At 69.0% G+C, this 17412-nt stretch carries 17 protein-coding genes; 8 read left to right on the top strand and 9 right to left on the bottom strand.

Features of this window, described 5'->3' with window-relative positions:
- Nucleotides 1–108: 108 nt before the first annotated feature.
- Together recA and PWF70_RS13915 are read left to right on the top strand one after the other, a co-directional pair.
- Nucleotides 109–1152, top strand: coding sequence for a recombinase RecA (recA, locus tag PWF70_RS13920; RefSeq protein ID WP_006359530.1), 1044 nt, complete (start codon nucleotides 109–111; stop codon nucleotides 1150–1152).
- A 20-nt stretch (nucleotides 1153–1172) separates the two neighbouring features.
- Nucleotides 1173–1712 carry a regulatory protein RecX gene (locus PWF70_RS13915; RefSeq protein ID WP_006359529.1) on the top strand — a complete coding sequence of 180 codons (540 nt, stop codon included), beginning with the start codon at nucleotides 1173–1175 and terminating at the stop codon, nucleotides 1710–1712.
- Nucleotides 1713–1739: 27 nt separating this feature from the next.
- On the opposite strand, the gene PWF70_RS13910 is transcribed toward PWF70_RS13915, so the two are convergent.
- The 4 genes from PWF70_RS13910 to PWF70_RS13895 are packed head-to-tail and all read right to left on the bottom strand — an operon-like array spanning nucleotide 1740 to nucleotide 5066.
- Nucleotides 1740–2618 (bottom strand): amino acid ABC transporter permease, encoded by an 879-nt coding sequence (locus tag PWF70_RS13910; protein WP_006359528.1) that lies wholly within the window; start codon nucleotides 2616–2618, stop codon nucleotides 1740–1742.
- Entirely contained in the window at nucleotides 2615–3292 is a 678-nt protein-coding gene (locus tag PWF70_RS13905; protein ID WP_006359527.1) for an amino acid ABC transporter permease, read from the bottom strand. The genes PWF70_RS13910 and PWF70_RS13905 overlap by 4 nt, the downstream gene beginning before the upstream one ends.
- Before the next feature lie 12 nt (nucleotides 3293–3304).
- The gene (locus PWF70_RS13900; RefSeq protein WP_502876394.1) at nucleotides 3305–4330 is read right to left on the bottom strand and encodes a glutamate ABC transporter substrate-binding protein; all 1026 of its coding nucleotides are present in this window, start codon (nucleotides 4328–4330) and stop codon (nucleotides 3305–3307) included.
- 7 nt (nucleotides 4331–4337) lie between these two features.
- Nucleotides 4338–5066, bottom strand: a complete 729-nt coding sequence (locus tag PWF70_RS13895) for an amino acid ABC transporter ATP-binding protein (RefSeq protein WP_196222048.1) — start codon at nucleotides 5064–5066, stop codon at nucleotides 4338–4340.
- Between the two features lie 131 nt (nucleotides 5067–5197).
- Here PWF70_RS13895 and miaB point away from each other — a divergent pair, with 131 nt between their 5' ends.
- Together miaB and PWF70_RS13885 are read left to right on the top strand one after the other, a co-directional pair.
- Entirely contained in the window at nucleotides 5198–6778 is a 1581-nt protein-coding gene (miaB, locus tag PWF70_RS13890) for a tRNA (N6-isopentenyl adenosine(37)-C2)-methylthiotransferase MiaB (RefSeq protein WP_372512871.1), read from the top strand.
- Between the two features lie 43 nt (nucleotides 6779–6821).
- Nucleotides 6822–7439 carry an Rv2732c family membrane protein gene (locus PWF70_RS13885; RefSeq protein ID WP_006359523.1) on the top strand — a complete coding sequence of 206 codons (618 nt, stop codon included), beginning with the start codon at nucleotides 6822–6824 and terminating at the stop codon, nucleotides 7437–7439.
- A 40-nt stretch (nucleotides 7440–7479) separates the two neighbouring features.
- Here the strand turns inward: PWF70_RS13885 and PWF70_RS13880 are convergent, their stop codons facing one another.
- The gene (locus PWF70_RS13880) at nucleotides 7480–8844 is read right to left on the bottom strand and encodes a DUF349 domain-containing protein (RefSeq protein ID WP_187346502.1); all 1365 of its coding nucleotides are present in this window, start codon (nucleotides 8842–8844) and stop codon (nucleotides 7480–7482) included.
- A 214-nt stretch (nucleotides 8845–9058) separates the two neighbouring features.
- Here PWF70_RS13880 and PWF70_RS13875 point away from each other — a divergent pair, with 214 nt between their 5' ends.
- Genes PWF70_RS13875 through hflX form a run of 4 tightly spaced genes read left to right on the top strand, consistent with a single transcriptional unit; the run spans nucleotide 9059 to nucleotide 13158 of the window.
- Nucleotides 9059–9793 carry a class III extradiol ring-cleavage dioxygenase family protein gene (locus tag PWF70_RS13875; protein ID WP_006359521.1) on the top strand — a complete coding sequence of 245 codons (735 nt, stop codon included), beginning with the start codon at nucleotides 9059–9061 and terminating at the stop codon, nucleotides 9791–9793.
- Entirely contained in the window at nucleotides 9790–10707 is a 918-nt protein-coding gene (miaA, locus tag PWF70_RS13870; protein WP_006359520.1) for a tRNA (adenosine(37)-N6)-dimethylallyltransferase MiaA, read from the top strand. The genes PWF70_RS13875 and miaA overlap by 4 nt, the downstream gene beginning before the upstream one ends.
- Before the next feature lie 39 nt (nucleotides 10708–10746).
- Nucleotides 10747–11649, top strand: a complete 903-nt coding sequence (gene dapF, locus PWF70_RS13865) for a diaminopimelate epimerase (RefSeq protein WP_035754133.1) — start codon at nucleotides 10747–10749, stop codon at nucleotides 11647–11649.
- 51 nt (nucleotides 11650–11700) lie between these two features.
- Entirely contained in the window at nucleotides 11701–13158 is a 1458-nt protein-coding gene (gene hflX, locus PWF70_RS13860) for a GTPase HflX (RefSeq protein ID WP_006359518.1), read from the top strand.
- Between the two features lie 3 nt (nucleotides 13159–13161).
- Here the strand turns inward: hflX and PWF70_RS13855 are convergent, their stop codons facing one another.
- The 4 genes from PWF70_RS13855 to PWF70_RS13840 form a co-directional block, all read right to left on the bottom strand.
- Nucleotides 13162–13422, bottom strand: coding sequence for an HPr family phosphocarrier protein (locus tag PWF70_RS13855; protein ID WP_006359517.1), 261 nt, complete (start codon nucleotides 13420–13422; stop codon nucleotides 13162–13164).
- A 77-nt stretch (nucleotides 13423–13499) separates the two neighbouring features.
- The gene (locus PWF70_RS13850) at nucleotides 13500–15563 is read right to left on the bottom strand and encodes a PTS fructose transporter subunit IIABC (RefSeq protein ID WP_006359516.1); all 2064 of its coding nucleotides are present in this window, start codon (nucleotides 15561–15563) and stop codon (nucleotides 13500–13502) included.
- A 67-nt stretch (nucleotides 15564–15630) separates the two neighbouring features.
- The gene (gene pfkB / locus PWF70_RS13845) at nucleotides 15631–16590 is read right to left on the bottom strand and encodes a 1-phosphofructokinase (RefSeq protein ID WP_006359515.1); all 960 of its coding nucleotides are present in this window, start codon (nucleotides 16588–16590) and stop codon (nucleotides 15631–15633) included.
- Nucleotides 16587–17357, bottom strand: a complete 771-nt coding sequence (locus tag PWF70_RS13840) for a DeoR/GlpR family DNA-binding transcription regulator (protein WP_006359514.1) — start codon at nucleotides 17355–17357, stop codon at nucleotides 16587–16589. The genes pfkB and PWF70_RS13840 overlap by 4 nt, the downstream gene beginning before the upstream one ends.
- Nucleotides 17358–17412 lie beyond the last annotated feature (55 nt).

The raw sequence follows: 17412 nt of genomic DNA, 5'->3' as shown, positions 1-17412 counted from the left end.
GGAGCGCCGCCAAGACTTGTCGGACCCACGCGATACCTTTCAGACATGAACGCCCGGACCGCACCGACCACCCGCCGGAAATCCGGCTCACAACCGAGGAGAACTCCGATGGCATCTGCGCCTCAAGACCGTGAGAAGGCCCTCGATCTGGCCCTCGCCCAGATCGACAAGAACTTCGGCAAGGGTTCGGTCATGCGTCTCGGTGAGGAGACTCGTCAGCCGATCGAGGTCATCCCGACCGGCTCGATCGCACTCGACGTCGCCCTCGGTATCGGTGGTCTGCCCCGCGGCCGCGTCGTCGAGATCTACGGTCCGGAATCCTCGGGTAAGACCACGGTGGCGCTGCACGCCGTCGCGAATGCCCAGGCCCAGGGCGGCATCGCCGCCTTCATCGACGCCGAGCACGCTCTCGACCCCGACTACGCCGCCAAGCTCGGTGTCGACACCGACGCGCTGCTGGTGTCCCAGCCCGACACCGGTGAGCAGGCTCTCGAGATCGCCGACATGCTGATCCGTTCGGGCGCTCTGGACATCCTGGTCATCGACTCGGTGGCCGCACTGGTGCCCAAGGCCGAGATCGAGGGCGAGATGGGCGACAGCCACGTCGGCCTGCAGGCCCGCCTGATGAGCCAGGCGCTGCGCAAGATGACCGGTGCGCTCAGCCAGTCCAAGACCACCGCGATCTTCATCAACCAGCTGCGTGAGAAGATCGGCGTCATGTTCGGTACGCCCGAGACCACCACGGGCGGTAAGGCTCTCAAGTTCTACTCGTCGGTGCGCCTCGACGTCCGGCGCATCGAGACCCTCAAGGACGGGACCGATGCCGTCGGTAACCGCACCCGCGTGAAGGTCGTCAAGAACAAGGTCGCGCCGCCGTTCAAGCAGGCCGAGTTCGACATCCTCTACGGTCACGGCATCAGCAAGGAGGGCTCGCTGATCGACATGGGTGTCGCCGAGGGCTTCATCCGCAAGTCCGGCTCGTGGTTCACCTACGAGGGCGATCAGCTCGGCCAGGGCAAGGAGAACGCCCGCAAGTTCCTGCTCGAGAACCTCGACATCCGCGACGAAATCGAGAAGAAGATCAAGGAGAAGCTCGGCGTCGGCGCCACCGTCGACGCCGACGACGTCGCCCCGGCGCCAGTCGAATTCTGATCGGTCCCGCCTGATCCGATATGAACGAGGCATCAAGCCCCGAACGGACGGACCCCGAGCGGACGCAGAAAAAGGGACCCAGTGCATGGGACTCCGCACTGCGGCTGCTCGGGGTCCGTGCGCGTTCACGGCACGAGATGCGGGAGAGGTTGACCCGCAAGGGATTCGACGCCGACACCGTCGACGAGGTGATGGCACGGCTCGACAAGCACCAGCTGCTCGACGACACCGATTTCGCCGCGGAGTGGGTGCGTTCCCGACACCTGAACTCGGGTAAGGGACGTGTGGCGCTCCGTCACGAACTGCGCACCAAGGGGATCTCGGAGTCGATCATCGCCGAGACCCTGGCCGACATCGATCCCGATGACGAACGCGGGGTCGCGGCGGGACTCGTCGAGCGAAAACTGACGCCGTCGGTCGTCGAACGCGTCGTCGCCGATCGTGCCGAGCGCGAGAAGACGCTGCGCCGGCTGGTCGCATTCCTTGTGCGGCGCGGTTATTCGCAGTCGCTGGCCTTCGACGTGGTGGGGGAGGCGCTCGGCGCGTTGGACGACGCCTGACGCCTCCCCGTCACGGGATCACTCGGATCAGAGCAGGTTCTCCGACGCGGCCTGCTCGGTCTTCTCCGGGTCCGCGGGCTCGGTCGCCCGACGCCCCTGACGCAGCCGTCGTTCGACGTAGGTCGCCAGGTTCGACAGCCCGAAGTTGATGAGGATCATGATGATCGCCACCACGATCAGCGCCGGGATGTAGTTGCCGTAGCGCGAGGCCGACAGCAGACCGCTGCGTACGACCTCCGAGTAGCCGATGATGTAGCCCAGCGCGCTGTCCTTCAGGGCCACCACCATCTGCGAGATCAGTGCCGGCATCATCGCGGTGATCGCCTGGGGGAGCAGCACGATCCTCATCATCTGGCTCTTCCGCAGACCCAGCGCCATCGACGCCTCGGTCTGGCCCTTCGGCAGCGAGTTGATGCCCGAGCGCAGGATCTCGGCCATCACCGACCCGTTGTAGAGCGTGAGGCCGGTGACCACGGCGGCGAACGCCAGCATCGACGACGGGAAGATGCCGTAGATGGCGAACAAGAACCAGGTGAACACCATCAGGATCAGCACCGGGATCGCGCGGAACACCTCGACGAATACGCTCGAGACGGCACGCACCCAGAGATGATCCGACAGCCGGCCGATGCCGAGGACGGCACCGAGGATCAGCGACAGCACGATCGAGACGGCGGCCGCCGCGAGCGTGCGCCACAGGCCGGGCAGGATGTAGCCGGTCCAGGTGGACCAGGTGACGAACGGGCTCCACTTCTCGCCGGTGAACTGCTCGTTGGCAGCGAGCACGGTGATCACGTAGATCGCGATCGCCGCGAGGATCGCGATGAACAGGATCGCTGTCAGGCGGTTCCGGGTTCGTGCGCGTGGGCCGGGGGCGTCGTACAGGACAGTCGATTCGGCGCTCATCGTTTCACCGCCAGTCGCTTGGCGAGGTAGCCGAAGACGGCTCCCTCGGTGAGGGTGATGATCATGAAGCCCACGGCGATGACGCCGAAGATCACGAACAGCTGGTCGGAGAAGGTCTCGATCTCGGTCTTCATGAGGGCCGCGGCCTCGGCGACGCCGATGACCGAGGCGACCGTGGTGTTCTTCGTCAGCGCGATCAGCACGCTGCCCATCGGACCGATGACGGCTCGAATGGCCTGCGGCAGCACGATGATCCCGAACACCTGGGTGAAGGGCATGCCCAGCGACCGCGCTGCCTCCGCCTGCCCGAGGGGCACGGTGTTGAAGCCGGAGCGCAGCGTCTCACAGACGAACGTCGACGTGTAGAGGACGAACGCGAGCACCGCGAGCCAGAAATTGTTGGACTTGATCGTCGGCGCGAAGGTCAGCCCCAGGTTCTGGTACAGGCCGATCGCGCAGAACAGCACGACGAGCGTCAACGGGGTGTTGCGGACGACGTTGACGTAGACCCCGGCGAAGGCGCGCATCACCGGGACGGGGGACACCCGCATCGCGGCGAGGATCGTGCCCCAGACCAGCGAGCCGATCGCCGAATAGAAGGTCAACTGGATGGTCACCCAGAAGGCGGGCCACAGCTGGGGGCCCATGCTCTCCCACAGAGAGGCGTCATTCATCGATTACTCCTCTCACTCGAGTCCGGGCGGGCACGGCGTGGACGGTGAATCGAGGAACTCGAGGTCACCGGGGTCCGGCAGGTAGGGGAACTTCGAACCGGGACGGTCCGCGCGGGCGATGATCTCGTCCACGTACTCGTTGCCGAGTGCTTCGCGGAGGTCGGCGTTCCAGGGCGACTCGATGCCCTCGGCCGGGGTCAGCATGGTGTCGAGGGCCTTGTTGATCGCCTCGACCGCGGCGGTGTCGCCGAGTGCGACACCCACGCCGTAGCGTTCGGTCGAGAACGGGCTGCCCGCCGTCTTCAGCGCGTCCTTGACGCACGCGTCCTTGAGGTACGTCATCTCGACGAGCTTGAACTCGTCCTTCCAGAAGTTGGAGTAGCCGGCGAGGATCGCCTCGTCGGTCGTCAGCGCGTCGACCTTGCCGCGGCGGAGCGCCTCGACGCAGGCCGAGTAGGAGTCGTACTCCTGCAGCTGCACGGTCGGCAGCTGCGCCTTCACGTTCTGCGCCGACGTCGAGCCGGTGACCGAACAGAGCTTCTTTCCGTTGTCGAGGTCGGCCAGCTCGGAGATCGAGTTGTCGTCGTCACGCACCATCAGGCCCTGGTAGGTCTGCAGGTAGGGGCCGCCGAACGACACCTTCTTGGAACGGCTGGCGTTGATCGAGTAGGTGGCGGCGATCAGGTCGACCTCGCCGTTGTCGATCATCGCCTCGCGGCGGGCCGACGGCGTCTCGCGCCAGGTGATCTCCGGGTGATCGACGCCGAGGTCGTCCGCGATGGAGTTGACCACGTAGGTGGCGACCGACGCGTCGAAGCCGGTGACGTTGCCGTCCGGCTCGTACAGGCCGAGGCCGGGCTGGTCGAACTTGACGCCCAGGACGACCGCTCCGTCACGGATCGAGCTGAGCAGGTTGCGGGGTTCGGTGCTGCCACATCCCGACAGCAGTCCGGCGAGCAGTGCCCCGACCGCGACGACCAGTCCGGCGCCACGCCATCGGGACACCTGCGGGCGTACTCGGTGTGTTTCCTGACTCATCCGCATCTCAGTGCCCCAGGATCTTGCCGAGGAAATCGCGTGCTCGGTCGGTCTTGGGGTCGGTGAAGAAGGTGTCGGGTTCGGCGTCCTCGATGATCGCGCCGTCGGCCATGAAGATCACCCGGTCGGCGGCCTTGCGGGCGAAGCCCATCTCGTGGGTGACCACGAGCATCGTCATGCCCTCTTTGGCCAGGGCGACCATGACGTCGAGGACCTCGTTGACCATCTCGGGGTCGAGCGCCGAGGTCGGCTCGTCGAACAACATGACCTTCGGATCCATGGCGAGGGAGCGGGCGATGGCGACGCGCTGTTGCTGGCCGCCGGACAGCTGGGCGGGGTACTTGTCCTTCTGGCTGGCGATGCCGACCCGCTCGAGCAGTTCCAGCGCCCGCTTGCCGGCGTCGGCCTTGGACTTCTTGCGCACCTTCGTCGGTGCGAGGGTGACGTTCTCGAGGATCGTCTTGTGGGAGAACAGATTGAAGGACTGGAACACCATGCCGACGTCGGCACGGAGTCGAGCGAGGTCCTTGCCCTCGGCGGGCAGGAGCTGACCCTCGACCCGGATCTCACCCTCGTCGATCGGTTCGAGGCGGTTGATCGTCCGGCAGAGAGTGGACTTGCCCGATCCGGACGGACCGAGGACCACGACCACCTGTCCGGCGGGAACCTCGAGGTCGATGTCCTTGAGGACGTGCAGCGACCCGAAGTGCTTCTGCACCCCGCGCATCGCGATCATCGGCTGGGACCCGGGGTCCGCGGACTTGCTCGGCGAAACGGTCATTGGAGAACCCTAACCAAATTCGTGCCGAGGAGCGGTACCGGTCACGCAACGTCGGCGATTTGCGTCGGCACCGTACCCTGGTAGGAGTGAGTATCGAGTTGTCGGATCGGCCTGACCAGGCTGCATCAGCCCCAGGCCCCCTCGGCGATCAAGCACCCCGCAGCTACCAGGTTCGAACCTACGGCTGCCAGATGAACGTCCACGACTCCGAACGCATCTCCGGGCTCCTCGAGGACGCGGGTTATGTGCGTGCCGGCGAGGACGACGACGCCGATCTGGTCGTGTTCAACACGTGTGCCATCCGCGAGAACGCCGACAACAAGCTCTACGGCAACCTGTCGCACCTGGCGCCGGTGAAATCCCAGCGGCCCGGCATGCAGATCGCCGTCGGCGGTTGCCTCGCGCAGAAGGACAAGGACACCGTCATCGCCAAGGCGCCGTGGGTCGACGTCGTGTTCGGCACCCACAACATCGGCTCGCTGCCGGCGCTGCTCGACCGTGCCCGTCACAACGAGGAGGCGCAGGTCGAGATCCTCGACTCCCTGGAGCGCTTCCCGTCGACGCTGCCCGCCAAGCGCGACTCGGCCTACTCCGGTTGGGTGTCGGTGTCGGTGGGCTGCAACAACACATGCACCTTCTGCATCGTGCCGTCGCTGCGCGGCAAGGAGGTCGACCGCCGACCCGGTGACGTGCTCGCCGAGGTCCGGGCACTCGTCGACCAGGGTGTCGTCGAGGTGACGCTGCTCGGTCAGAACGTCAACGCCTATGGCATGTCCTTCGCCGATCCGGACCAGCCGCGCAACCGCGGCGCCTTCGCCGAACTGCTGCGTGCCTGCGGCGACATCGAAGGACTCGAACGGGTCCGGTTCACCTCGCCGCATCCCGCCGAGTTCACCGACGACGTCATCGAGGCGATGGCCGAGACCCCCAACGTGTGCCCGCAGCTGCACATGCCGCTGCAGTCCGGCTCCGACCGCATCCTGAAGGCGATGCGACGCAGCTACCGCCAGACCAGGTTCCTCGGCATCCTCGACAAGGTCCGCGCGGCGATGCCTCATGCGGCGATCACCACCGACATCATCGTCGGGTTCCCGGGGGAGACCGAGGAGGACTTCCAAGCGACCCTCGACGTCGTGGAACGCGCCCGGTTCTCCAGCGCCTTCACCTTCCAGTACTCGCCGCGCCCGGGAACCCCGGCCGCGACGATGCCCGACCAGGTGCCCGCCGACGTCGTCGGTGAGCGCTACCAGCGACTCATCGCGCTGCAGGAACGAATCTGCCTGTCCGAGAACGAATCCCTGACCGGCACCGAGGTGGAACTGCTCGTCGTCGCCGACGAGGGACGCAAGTCCGCCGAGACCCGGCGGATGACCGGTCGCGCGCGGGACGGACGCCTGGTGCACTTCGCGCCCGGCGACACCGCGGGCATCCGACCCGGCGACGTGATCCACACCGTGGTCACCGCGGCCGCGCCGCACCACCTGATCGCCGACGCCGGGGTGCTCTCGCACCGCCGCACGCGCGCCGGCGACGCCCACGAGCAGAGCCGCACGCCCACGACCGCCCCCGTCGGAGTCGGCCTCGGCCTGCCGACGATTGGTCCCCCCGTACCCACCCCCGCCACCGCCGCTGCACCCGCGTCCGCCGGATGCGGCTCCTGCGGCTAGAGCGCGCGCCACACCAGACCCACTCGTGAGAAGAGGCGATGACATGTCCGAGAACCCGGACCGCACACCCGGCGCTTCCGACCGGGACGCGTTGAAGGAATACGAACAGGACCTGAGGAAGGCCGAGCGCAAGGTCGCCGGTGAGATCGACCCCGGCGCACGCGCGGTGGTCGTGGCCATCGCCGTATTGCTGGCCATGGTGTCGCTGGTCCTGCCGCACACCGGCTCGGTCACCGGCCTCGAGGTGCTGTCCTTCGCGCCGGAGGCCGCAGCCGAACGAGTCACCATCGTGTCGAAGATCTTCGTCTACCTGGTGGCGATCTTCGGCATCGTGGTCTCGATGCTCGCGCTGCTGACCCGCCGGTGGATTCTGGCGTGGATCGCCTTGTGCGGCTGTGCGATCGCCTGCGTGGCCGGAATGCTCGCCTGGTGGTCGCGCAACACCCCCGGCGTCGGTGGCGTGGAGCCTCCGTCGGGTGTGGGCATCGGACTGGTCCTCGGCTGGATCTCGGTCTTCGTCCTGACCTTCCACTGGTCACGCGTGGTGTGGGCGCGCTCGTCCTACCAACTGGCGATGGAGGCCGAGCGTCGCCGCCAGGCTGCCGAGCAGGAAGCCTATGCCTCGGCGCTCTACCACAAGGACCCCGAACAGCCGAAGTAGTCGGCGGCCCGGGGTCCTCGGGTCGTTGTAGCGGGTTCGCTCAGCGGTCGGTGACGGCGCTGTGGGCGGCCTCGGCCCACTCGCGCCACTGCGCGGCCTGCTCGCGCAGCGACGCCGCCTCACGGTCCTTGCCCTTCTCCACAGCCTTGCGGGCCTGCTCCTCGAACTGCGCGGCGCGGTCGGCGAACTGGGCGGCACGCGCCTGGGCCTCCGGGTCGGTGCGCTGCCACTGGGCGTCCTCGGCGTCGCGGATGCGCTTCTCGATCGCTCGTGCGCGTCCCTCCAGCGAGTGCATCTGATCGCGCGGGACCTTGCCGATCTCGTCCCACTTGTGGCGGAACGCCCGGAACTCACGACGCGCCGCGTCGAGGTCGGCGGCCGGGTCGATGGCCTTCTCGGCGGCCTCGAGCAGCGCGATCTTGGCGGTCGCGTTGGCCGCGAACTCGGCGTCGCGTTCGGAGGTCGCGGCGTTGCGGGCGTTGAAGAAGACGTCCTGAGCGGCCTTGAACCGCTGCCAGAGTGCCTCGTCGGTGTCGCGGGGCGCGCGGCCGGCGGCCTTCCACTCACCCAGGAGTTCGCGGAACCTGGCCGAGGTGGGACCCCAGTCGGTCGACGAGGACAGTTCCTCGGCGCGGGCGATCAGCGCTTCCTTGCGTTCCTTGGCCCCGGCGCGCTCGCGGTCGAGTTCGGCGAAGTGGGCACCACGGCGGCGGTTGAAGGCATCGCGTGCCTTCGCGTAGCGCTTCCACAGGGCGTCATCGGTCTTGCGATCGATACCCTTGATGGTCTTCCACTCGTCGAGGATCTCGCGGAGTCGATCGCCGGCACCCTTCCAGTTGGTGGCCTCGGCGCCGATCTGTTCGGCCTCGGTGGCAAGGGTCTCCTTGCGGGCGATGGCGGTGGCGCGGGTCTTCTCACGCTCGGCGCGCAGCGACTCGGCGACCTCGTCGGCGGAACCGACGATGGCCTCCAGTCGACGCTGTAGCGCGGCGACATCGCCGATGACGTGGGCGTCGGGCAGGTCGTCGAGCAGGTGCTTGGCGGCTGCCTGGGCCTTGCGCGGGTCACCGGACCGTGCACTGAGACGTTCCTCGAGGATCTCGACCTCGGTGGCGAGGTCGTCGAAGCGGCGCGCGAAGTGGGCCAGACCCTCTTCGACGGTGCCGGCCTGCCACTGGCCGATCTCGCGCTCGCCGTCGGCGGTCTTGAGCCACACCACACCGGAGGAGTCGATGCGACCGTATCGGTGCGGGTCGCCGGCACTGATGTGCGTGATGACGGGTTCGTGCGGACCGGGTCGTGGGCCCGGCTTGGGACGCGGACCGGGTTTGGGGCGGGGCGTCGGGACCGGAGTGCTCGTCTGCGGCGCCTCGGTGGCCGTGGAGGGATCGGTCGGGTGGGTCATCTGCACATGTCCTGCCGCTCAGTGGTGCCGCGCGTCACGGCTGCCGGTCGCTGGGTCGGTTCTCGCGGGGCATCGTAACGCCCCGTCGACAGCCGACAGTACGGATCCATTCAAGCAGTTCAGGCGCGTGCATGTGGCGTGCGCGGCGAGTTGTCGGAATCCGTGTCGGGGTTCGGGCGTCGGTCGCGATGTCTGGTTCGACTAGCGTCGTGGTGTGCTTGCGGCCGTCGTCTTCGTACCGAGTGCCCCGTTGCTGGTACCCGAATTGGCCGGTCCGTCGGCGTTCGACACCGAACCCGTGCGATCGGCGGTGCGGGATGCCCTTGCCGACGCGGCGTCGACCGGGATCGATCGCTGGGTCGTGGTCGGCGCCTCCGACGACCCGGTGACCGGACCGGTGGAGGAGTCGGGGTCGGGCGGTTTCGCCCGGTACGGGGTCGACGTCCGGGTGAGCGTGAGCGATCGGACCGGTCGTCGGATGAGTCTGTCCGCCCTGATCGGAGCCTGGCTGCGTGAGTGGGCGGCGCTGGGACCGACGAGCATGTCGATCGTCGGCCGGGCGACGACGCCCGCCGAGTGCGCGGTCATCGGTGCGGATCTCGGCGCACGGCTGAGGAAGTCGCCGGAGCGGATCGGACTCCTGGTCGTCGGCGACGGCTCGACCGCGCTGACCCCCAAGGCGCCGGGCGGTGGCCGACGGGATTCCGCGGTTGCCCTCAACGACTCGATCGTCGCGGCGATCGCCGCCGCCGACACCGCTGCCCTCCTGGACCTCGACGACGCGCCCTGCGACACGGAGGGAGTCGGCGGCCGGGTCGCATGGCAGGTCGCCGCCGCCGCGGTCGACCACTCCGGTTCCGGCGTCGTCGCGAAGACGAGGTACGCCGAAGCCCCGTTCGGGGTCGGCTACGTCGTCGGCACGTGGACCGTCACCGGTGACCGTTCATGAGCGACCAACCGGCCCTGCGGCCGATCATGGTCGTCGGCCCGACCGCGTGCGGGAAGTCCGACCTCGCCCTCGACCTGGCCGAGCGGCTGGGCGGGGAGATCGTCAACATCGACGCGATGCAGCAGTACCGCGGCATGGACATCGGCACGGCCAAGGTCCCGGTCGCCGAACGCCGCGGCATCCCGCACCACCAGATCGACGTCCTCGACGTGACCGAGGTGGCCACCGTCGCCCGGTACCAGCAGGCCGCGGCCGCCGACGTGGAGCGACTCCTCGCCGCAGGTCGCGTCCCGGTCATCGTCGGCGGTTCGATGATGTACGTCCAGGGGCTGCTCGACAACTGGCAGTTCCCGGCGACCGACCCCGAGGTCCGCGGCCGGTACGAGGAGATGCTCGCCGAACGCGGCGTCGCCGAGATGCACCGGCTGCTGGCGTCGGTCGACCCCGCCGCGGCCGCAACGATTCTCGACACCGACGGCCGGCGCATCGTCCGCGCACTGGAGGTCGTAGAACTGACCGGGCAACCGTTCGCGGCGTCGCAGCCGACGATCGGCGAACCCCGGTGGGGGACCGTGATCCTCGCGCTCGACCGGGAGACCGCCGAACTCGACGACCGGATCGCGCGTCGTACCCGGCTGATGTTCGAGACCGGGCTGCCCGACGAGGTCGAGACCCTGTGCGCCGGCGGACTGCGGGAGGGGCGCACGGCCTCGCAGGCGATCGGCTACAAGCAGGTGCTCGCCGCCCTCGACGGTGAGTACGACATGGCCCAGGCCGAGGAACTCACCTTCATCGGCACCCGCCGGTACGTGCGCAGGCAGCGGTCGTGGTTCCGCCGCGATCACCGCGCCGTCTGGCTCGACGCCGCCGCCCCCGACCTCGCCGACCGCGCCCTCGCCGCCGCCGCTGTCTGAGGTCACCGGCGCCTGACGCTCTGCGCGAGAAGTAGTCTGGTGCGCGTGAGTTCTCATCAGACGGGTCTGCGCTTCGTCAAGGGCCACGGCACCCAGAACGACTTCGTCGTGCTCGCCGATCCGGCCGCCGAGCTGTCGCTCGACGCCGAGATGGTCGCGGCACTGTGCGACCGGCAGCGGGGCATCGGTGCCGACGGTCTGCTGCGCGTGGCGCGCACGGGTGCGCTCGTCGAACGCGGCGTCCTCGACGCACTGCCGGACGGCGTCGCGGCCGACGACTGGTTCATGGACTACCGCAACGGCGACGGCTCGATCGCCGAGATGTGCGGCAACGGCGTCCGGGTCTTCGCCCACTTCGTCCGCGCGACCGGACTCACCGACACCGACACCTTCACCGTGGGCTCGCGTGCCGGAGCCCGGCCCGTGACCATCCACTCCTTCGACGACGTGCACGCCGAGGTCACCGTGGAGATGGGTGTCGCCCGCCTCGACGGCACCTCGGTCGTGCGCATCGGCGACGACATCTATCCGGGTGTCAAGGTCGACGTCGGGAACCCGCACCTGGCGTGCGTGGTCGCCGACCTCACCGCCGACGGCCTCGCGGCTGTCGACTTCACCGCCGGCGTGGTCATCGAGGCCGACGACTTCCCGAACCGGGCCAACGTCGAGCTGCTCACCCCGCCGGTCGAGGACGTCGACGGACGTCTGTACGCGCGGATGCGGGTCTTCGAACGCGGCGTCGGAGAGACGCGTAGCTGCGGAACGGGCCTGGTCGCGGCCACGCGCGCCGCCCTCGACGCGCGCGGACAGGACACCGGCGAGCTGCGCATCGGCATCCCGGGCGGCGAGGTCACCGTGACGATCCGGACCGACGGCTCGACCCTGCGTGGCCCGTCGATGCTGGTCGCCGACGGCGTCCTGCGACCGGGCTGGGACCGCTGAGCCGATAATCACGTGCTCGGCGGGGGCGGGGCGTGAGACCATGGATCCCGTATGACCGAATCATCAGCACAGATCCTGTCCGACGCGGACCTCGACGATCGCCCCGGTGACCCCCACCGCGACGACGATCCGACCGTCGGCGAACTCCAACTCTCCGAGCGTGCGTCACTCCAGCGCGTCGCCGGGCTCTCCACCGAACTCACCGACGTCACCGAGGTCGAGTACCGGCAGCTCCGCCTCGAGAAGGTGGTCCTCGTCGGTGTCTGGACCGAGGGCAGCGCCGCGTCGGCCGAGGCCAACATGGCCGAGCTCGCCGCCCTGGCGGAGACCGCCGGTTCGCAGGTGCTCGACGCGTTGATACAGCGCCGTTCGAAGCCGGACTCGGCGACCTACATCGGTAGCGGCAAGGCCGAGGAACTCCGCGAGATCGTCCTGGCGACCGGGGCCGACACCGTCATCTGCGACGGTGAGCTCACGCCCGCCCAGCTGACCGCGCTGGAGAAGGTCGTCAAGGTCAAGGTCATCGACCGGACCGCCCTGATCCTCGACATCTTCGCCCAGCACGCCACGTCCCGAGAGGGCAAGGCGCAGGTCTCGCTGGCGCAGATGGAATACATGCTCCCGCGCCTGCGTGGTTGGGGTGAGTCGATGTCCCGGCAGGCCGGTGGCCGTGCCGGCAGCAACGGCGGTGTGGGTCTGCGTGGGCCCGGTGAGACCAAGATCGAGACCGACCGCCGGCGCATCCGTGAGCGGATGGCCAAGCTGCGCCGCGAGATCCGCGACATGAAGAAGGCGCGCACCACCAAGCGTGCGGCGCGCAACCGTTCGGCCATCCCGTCGATCACCGTCGCCGGCTACACCAACGCCGGCAAGTCGAGCCTGGTCAACGCGATGACCGGCGCCGGTGTGCTCGTCCAGGACGCGCTGTTCGCGACCCTCGACCCGACGACGCGCCGGGCCACCCTCGACGACGGGCGGGCCGTGGTCTTCACCGACACGGTCGGTTTCGTCCGCCACCTGCCGACCCAGCTCGTCGAGGCGTTCCGGTCGACGCTGGAGGAGGTCGTCGACGCCGATCTGCTCCTGCACGTGGTCGACGGATCGGATCCGTTCCCGATGGAACAGATCTCGGCGGTACGTCAGGTCATCAGCGAGGTCGTCGCCGAGGAGAAGGCGGAGGCGCCGCCGGAACTGCTGGTGATCAACAAGATCGACGCGATCGACGGTAACCGGCTCACCGAGCTGCGCGGCGCGGTCGGCGCCGACGCGGTGTTCGTCTCGGCACGCACCGGCGAGGGACTGCCCGAACTGTTCGACCGGGTCCGCGAGTTCGTGGGCCGCGAAGACGTCGAGCTCACCATCGAGGTGCCGTTCTCCCGCGGCGACATCGTCTCCCGGATCCACAGCGAGGGCGAGGTCCTCACCTCCGAGCACACCGAGTCGGGTACCACCATGAAGGTCCGCGTCCCGGCCGCTTTCGCGGGCGAGATCGCGGACCTCGAGGTCTAGCTGTCAGTCGGCATCCAGGTCGGTTTCGACGAGGGTGACGATCTTGTCGAGCGCCGCCTGGTCCTCGGCGGTCACCACGACCCGGGTGCCCTTCTCGGCGCCGAGCGTCATGATCATCAGCGCGGAACCGGCGTCGACCGGGTCGCCGCCCTCGAGTCCGAGGGTCACGGTGCTGCCGGTGTCGGCGACGGCCTCGGCGATGATCGTGGCCGGCCGGGCGTGCAGGCCGACTGCCGATCCGACGGTGACGGTGGTGCTGGGCATGGTGCCTCCTGTGTTGGCGATTGCTTGTCGGTTGGTGGTTGTGCGTGGCGATGTGGTCGCGCGTCGGGGTCTGGACTTCAGGCTGCCACGGCCTCGAGATCGGCCGCGGCGATCTCGCGGGTCCGGCCGAACTGCTTCGCCGCGATCACCACGACCGCGCTCAGGACGGTGCCGGCGAGCAGGGCCACGAGGAACAGCACCCAGCTGTTCATGGCGAAGAAGACGAAGATGCCGCCGTGCGGGGCGCGGAGCTCGACACCGAATGCCATGATCAGTGCGCCGGAAAGGGCGCCGCCGGCCATCATCGACGGGATGACTCGGAACGGGTCGGCCGCGGCGAACGGGATGGCGCCCTCGGAGATGAACGACGCCCCGAGAAGCCATGCGGCCTTGCCGTTCTCGCGTTCGGGTTCGGTGAACAGGCCGGGACGCAACACCGTTGCGAGCGCCAGGGCGAGCGGCGGGACCATGCCGGCACACATGACGGCGGCCATGATCTGGAACTGTGCGGGACCGGCGGTCGCGGCATCGGCGATACCGGCGGTGGCGAACAGGTAGGCGGTCTTGTTGACCGGGCCGCCGAGGTCGAAGCACATCATCAGACCGAGCACGATGCCCAGGACGACGGCCGATCCGCCGGACATGCTCTCGAGTCCGGAGTTCATCTGCTCGGTCAGCCAGGCGAGCGGCTTGCCGAGAACCAGGTAGAGCAGACCGCCGACGATCAGGCTGCCGAACAACGGGATGACCACGACCGGCATCAGTCCACGGGCCCACTGCGGCACGGGGAGTCGCGAGATCCACAGGCACGCGGCACCGGCGATGAGGCCGCCGATGAGTGCGCCGATGAAGCTCGCGCCGACTGCGAGGGACACGATGCCCGCGACGAAACCGGGTGCGATGCCGGGACGATCGGCGATCGCAAAGGAGATGTACCCGGCCAGGACCGGGACGGCGAGTCCCATCACCCCCGACCCGATCGCGAAACTGACCGCGCCGAGGTACTGGAGGAGACCCCCGGAGGGGAGATCCCAGAGGCTGTTGTTCAGGGCGATGAAGGCGGCGTCGTTGAGGGAACCGCCGGCATCGAGCGTACTGTTGGCGATCTCGTAGCCCGCGAGCAGGAAGCCCAGCGCGATGAGCAGACCGCCCGCCGCGACGAACGGGATCATGTAGCTGACACCGGTCATGAGTGCCTGACGGGTGCGCCCGGCCAGTCCGACGCCGGATGAACCCGCCTCGGCGGACTCGGTGCCGCCGTCGTCGGTCACGCGAGCCGCATCCGGATTCCGTCCGGCCGCAACGGCTTCGGCGATCATCGTGTCGGGTTCGTTGATGGCGCGCTTGACGCCCGAGGCGATCACCGGCTTGCCGTGGAAGCGGCCCTTGCCCTTGACCCCGATGTCGGTGGCGAAGATGACGGCGTCGGCGGACGCGATGACCTCGGGATCGAACGGTGTGGTGGCCGAGGAGCCCTGCGTCTCCACCGCGAAGTCGACCCCGGCCCGTTCGGCAGCGTACTTCAGTGCGTCCGCGGCCATGTAGGTGTGCGCGATCCCGGTGGGGCAGGCGGTGATCGCGAGGATGCGCGGCCGGTTCTCGGAGACCGTCTCGCTGCGCTTCTCGGTGGCGGCCGGGGTCTCCCTCGCCGCCGGGGCTGCCGGGGGAGTGGCGGCCTTCCCGGCGTCGGGATCGATGGCCGCGGTGACCAGTTCGATGACGCGGTCGTCGGTCTCGGCCTCGCGGAGGCTCGCCACGAAGTCGGGGCGGACGAGCGAGCGCGCCAGGGAACTCAGCAGTTTCATGTGCGCGGCCGCACCGCCCTCGGGGGCGGCGATGAGGAAGACGAGATCCGCCGGACCGTCGGGTGCGCCGAAGTCGACCTTGCGGGACAGGCGCGCCATGGCGAGGCTCGCCGACGTCACCGATGCGGTGCGGGCGTGCGGGATCGCGATGCCACCGGGTAGTCCGGTGGCGGACTTGGCCTCTCGCTCGAGTGCCGCCCGGGCCAGGTCGGCGGGATCGGTGGTCCGTCCGGCCGCGGCCAGAGCATCGGCGAGAGTGGTGATGACGGCGGCGGGGTCGGCGCCGGCGTCGACGTCGAGACTCACCGTCTGCGCGGTGATGATCTGCTCGGTCATGGGATGTCCTTCGGCAATGTGGGTCGGGGGTTTGTGGGGGTCCTGTGGGCGCGGGATCGGCTTCATCTCATCGGCCGGCCCCGGAGAGTTCCGTGATCGTGACCCCGGACAGGTCGAGATGATCGGGAGTGGGGGAGGCGGTGCCGGCGAGCGCGGCGGCCGCCGAACCGTAGGCGACGGCGGAGCGGAGACATTCCGGAGCCGACGCACCGCGCGTCTGGGCGATGAGGAAGCCGGCCAGGGACGAGTCGCCCGCGCCGACGGTGCTGCGCGGGACGATCGGCGGTGGGGTCGCGCACCAAGTGCCCGCAGCGGTGACGAGGACGGCGCCCCGCGCCCCCAGCGTCGCCAGGACGCTGCCGCCGATCTGCTCGACAAGGGCCTGCGAGGCGGTCACGACCGGCCGGAGATCGTTGCGCGACAGGGAATCACGGAGCTCGGCGGCATCGGCGCCGGTGAGTTCGGCGAGTTCGTCCTCGTTGGGTTTGATCAGGTCGACACGTCCTGCCGCGGCTGCGCGCAACGGTGCTCCCGAGGTGTCCACGGCCACGCGGCATCCGGCGGTGACCAGCGCGTCGGCGACCGTCCGGTACCAGTCCTCCGGCACGCCGGGTGGAAGTGATCCACACAGCGTGACCCACTCCGCGCCGTTCGCGTGGGTGCGGATCAGAGTGGACAGCGACTCGAGCTGAGCTGCTGTCAGGGTCACGCCCGGGGCGTTGATCTTCGTGGTGGTGCCGTCGGATTCGGCGATGGTGACGTTGGAACGGACCTCGCCGTCGACGGGGACGGCGTCGTAGGGGAGTCCGAGGTCGTCGAGCGCGGCGAGCAGGGGGTCGCCGGTGCGAGCGGGCAGCAGGGCCCGTGTCGAGAGACCGGCGGCGGCGACGGTGCGGGCGACGTTGACGCCCTTGCCGCCCGGTTCGGCGCGGACGACGCCGGCCCGCTGGACCTCGCCGCGTCGCAGCGGGGTGGCGAGTTCGAGGGTGCGGTCGACGCTGGGATTGGCGGAGACGGTGAGGATCACGCGATCACGACCTCGACGCCGCGGGCGGACAGTGCGGCCGAGAACTGCGGATCGACGCCGGAATCGGTGATGAGAACGTCGATGTCGTCGATGCCGGCGAAACCGGACAGCTCCTCGCGCTCCATCTTCGAACTGTCGGCGAGGACGACGACGCGGCGGGCTGCGGCGACCATCGCCGCCTTCACCGCCGCCTCGTCGGGATCGGGGGTGGACAGACCGTGCGCCTCGCTCAGGCCGTTGGTGCCGATGAACGCGGTCGTCACGCGGAGTCGGCCGAGCGCGGCGACCGTTTCGGCGCCGACCGTCGCCTGCGTGAGTCCGCGGACGCGACCGCCGAGGGAGTGGAGACCGTCGGCATGGCGTCCGGCGAGCAGCCCGGCGATCGGGAGGCTGTTGGTGATCAGTGTGAGATCGCGGTCGCGCGGCATGGCCTCGGCGGCCCGGAAGGTGGTGGTGCCGGCGTCGAAGAGCACCGATCCGCCGTCGGGCGGGAGGAAACGAAGCGCGGCACGGCCGATCGCGGCCTTCTCCTCGGTCTGTTCCGTCTCGCGCTCGTCGATGCCGAGTTCACCGATCACGCGCAGGACCTCGGGGCGGACGGCACCGCCGTGGACTCGCTGCAGGTGCCCGGCACGTTCGAGCACCGCGAGGTCGCGGCGGACCGTCTCACTGGTCACGTCGAACTTCGCGGCGAGCTCGGCGACCGAGGCGCGTCCTGCGACGCGTACCTCCTCGGCGATGGCCTGCTGTCTCTCCTCGGCGTACACACCGGCTCCGTTCTGATCGTTCCCGTGGCGCTGATCGGGCCGTCCAATGTGGGAA

This window comes from Gordonia sp. Swx-4, from assembly GCF_030316175.1.
Taxonomy (GTDB): Bacteria; Actinomycetota; Actinomycetes; order Mycobacteriales; family Mycobacteriaceae; genus Gordonia; species Gordonia alkanivorans.
The sequence above is the reverse complement of the archived record's forward strand: the minus strand, read 5'-3'. Positions and strand labels throughout refer to the sequence as shown.

Excerpts from the sequence above, each read along its gene's own strand:
- PWF70_RS13895 (WP_196222048.1), bottom strand. The coding sequence starts at position 5,066 with ATGATCGCGATGCGCGGGGTGCAGAAGCACTTCGGGTCGCTGCACGTC.
- recA (WP_006359530.1), top strand. The coding sequence starts at position 109 with ATGGCATCTGCGCCTCAAGACCGTGAGAAGGCCCTCGATCTGGCCCTC.
- PWF70_RS13905 (WP_006359527.1), bottom strand. The coding sequence starts at position 3,292 with ATGAATGACGCCTCTCTGTGGGAGAGCATGGGCCCCCAGCTGTGGCCC.
- PWF70_RS13910 (WP_006359528.1), bottom strand. The coding sequence starts at position 2,618 with ATGAGCGCCGAATCGACTGTCCTGTACGACGCCCCCGGCCCACGCGCA.
- PWF70_RS13880 (WP_187346502.1), bottom strand. The coding sequence starts at position 8,844 with ATGACCCACCCGACCGATCCCTCCACGGCCACCGAGGCGCCGCAGACG.
- miaA (WP_006359520.1), top strand. The coding sequence starts at position 9,790 with ATGAGCGACCAACCGGCCCTGCGGCCGATCATGGTCGTCGGCCCGACC.
- PWF70_RS13885 (WP_006359523.1), top strand. The coding sequence starts at position 6,822 with ATGTCCGAGAACCCGGACCGCACACCCGGCGCTTCCGACCGGGACGCG.
- PWF70_RS13915 (WP_006359529.1), top strand. The coding sequence starts at position 1,173 with ATGAACGAGGCATCAAGCCCCGAACGGACGGACCCCGAGCGGACGCAG.
- PWF70_RS13900 (WP_502876394.1), bottom strand. The coding sequence starts at position 4,330 with ATGAGTCAGGAAACACACCGAGTACGCCCGCAGGTGTCCCGATGGCGT.
- PWF70_RS13855 (WP_006359517.1), bottom strand. The coding sequence starts at position 13,422 with ATGCCCAGCACCACCGTCACCGTCGGATCGGCAGTCGGCCTGCACGCC.
- PWF70_RS13850 (WP_006359516.1), bottom strand. The coding sequence starts at position 15,563 with ATGACCGAGCAGATCATCACCGCGCAGACGGTGAGTCTCGACGTCGAC.
- hflX (WP_006359518.1), top strand. The coding sequence starts at position 11,701 with ATGACCGAATCATCAGCACAGATCCTGTCCGACGCGGACCTCGACGAT.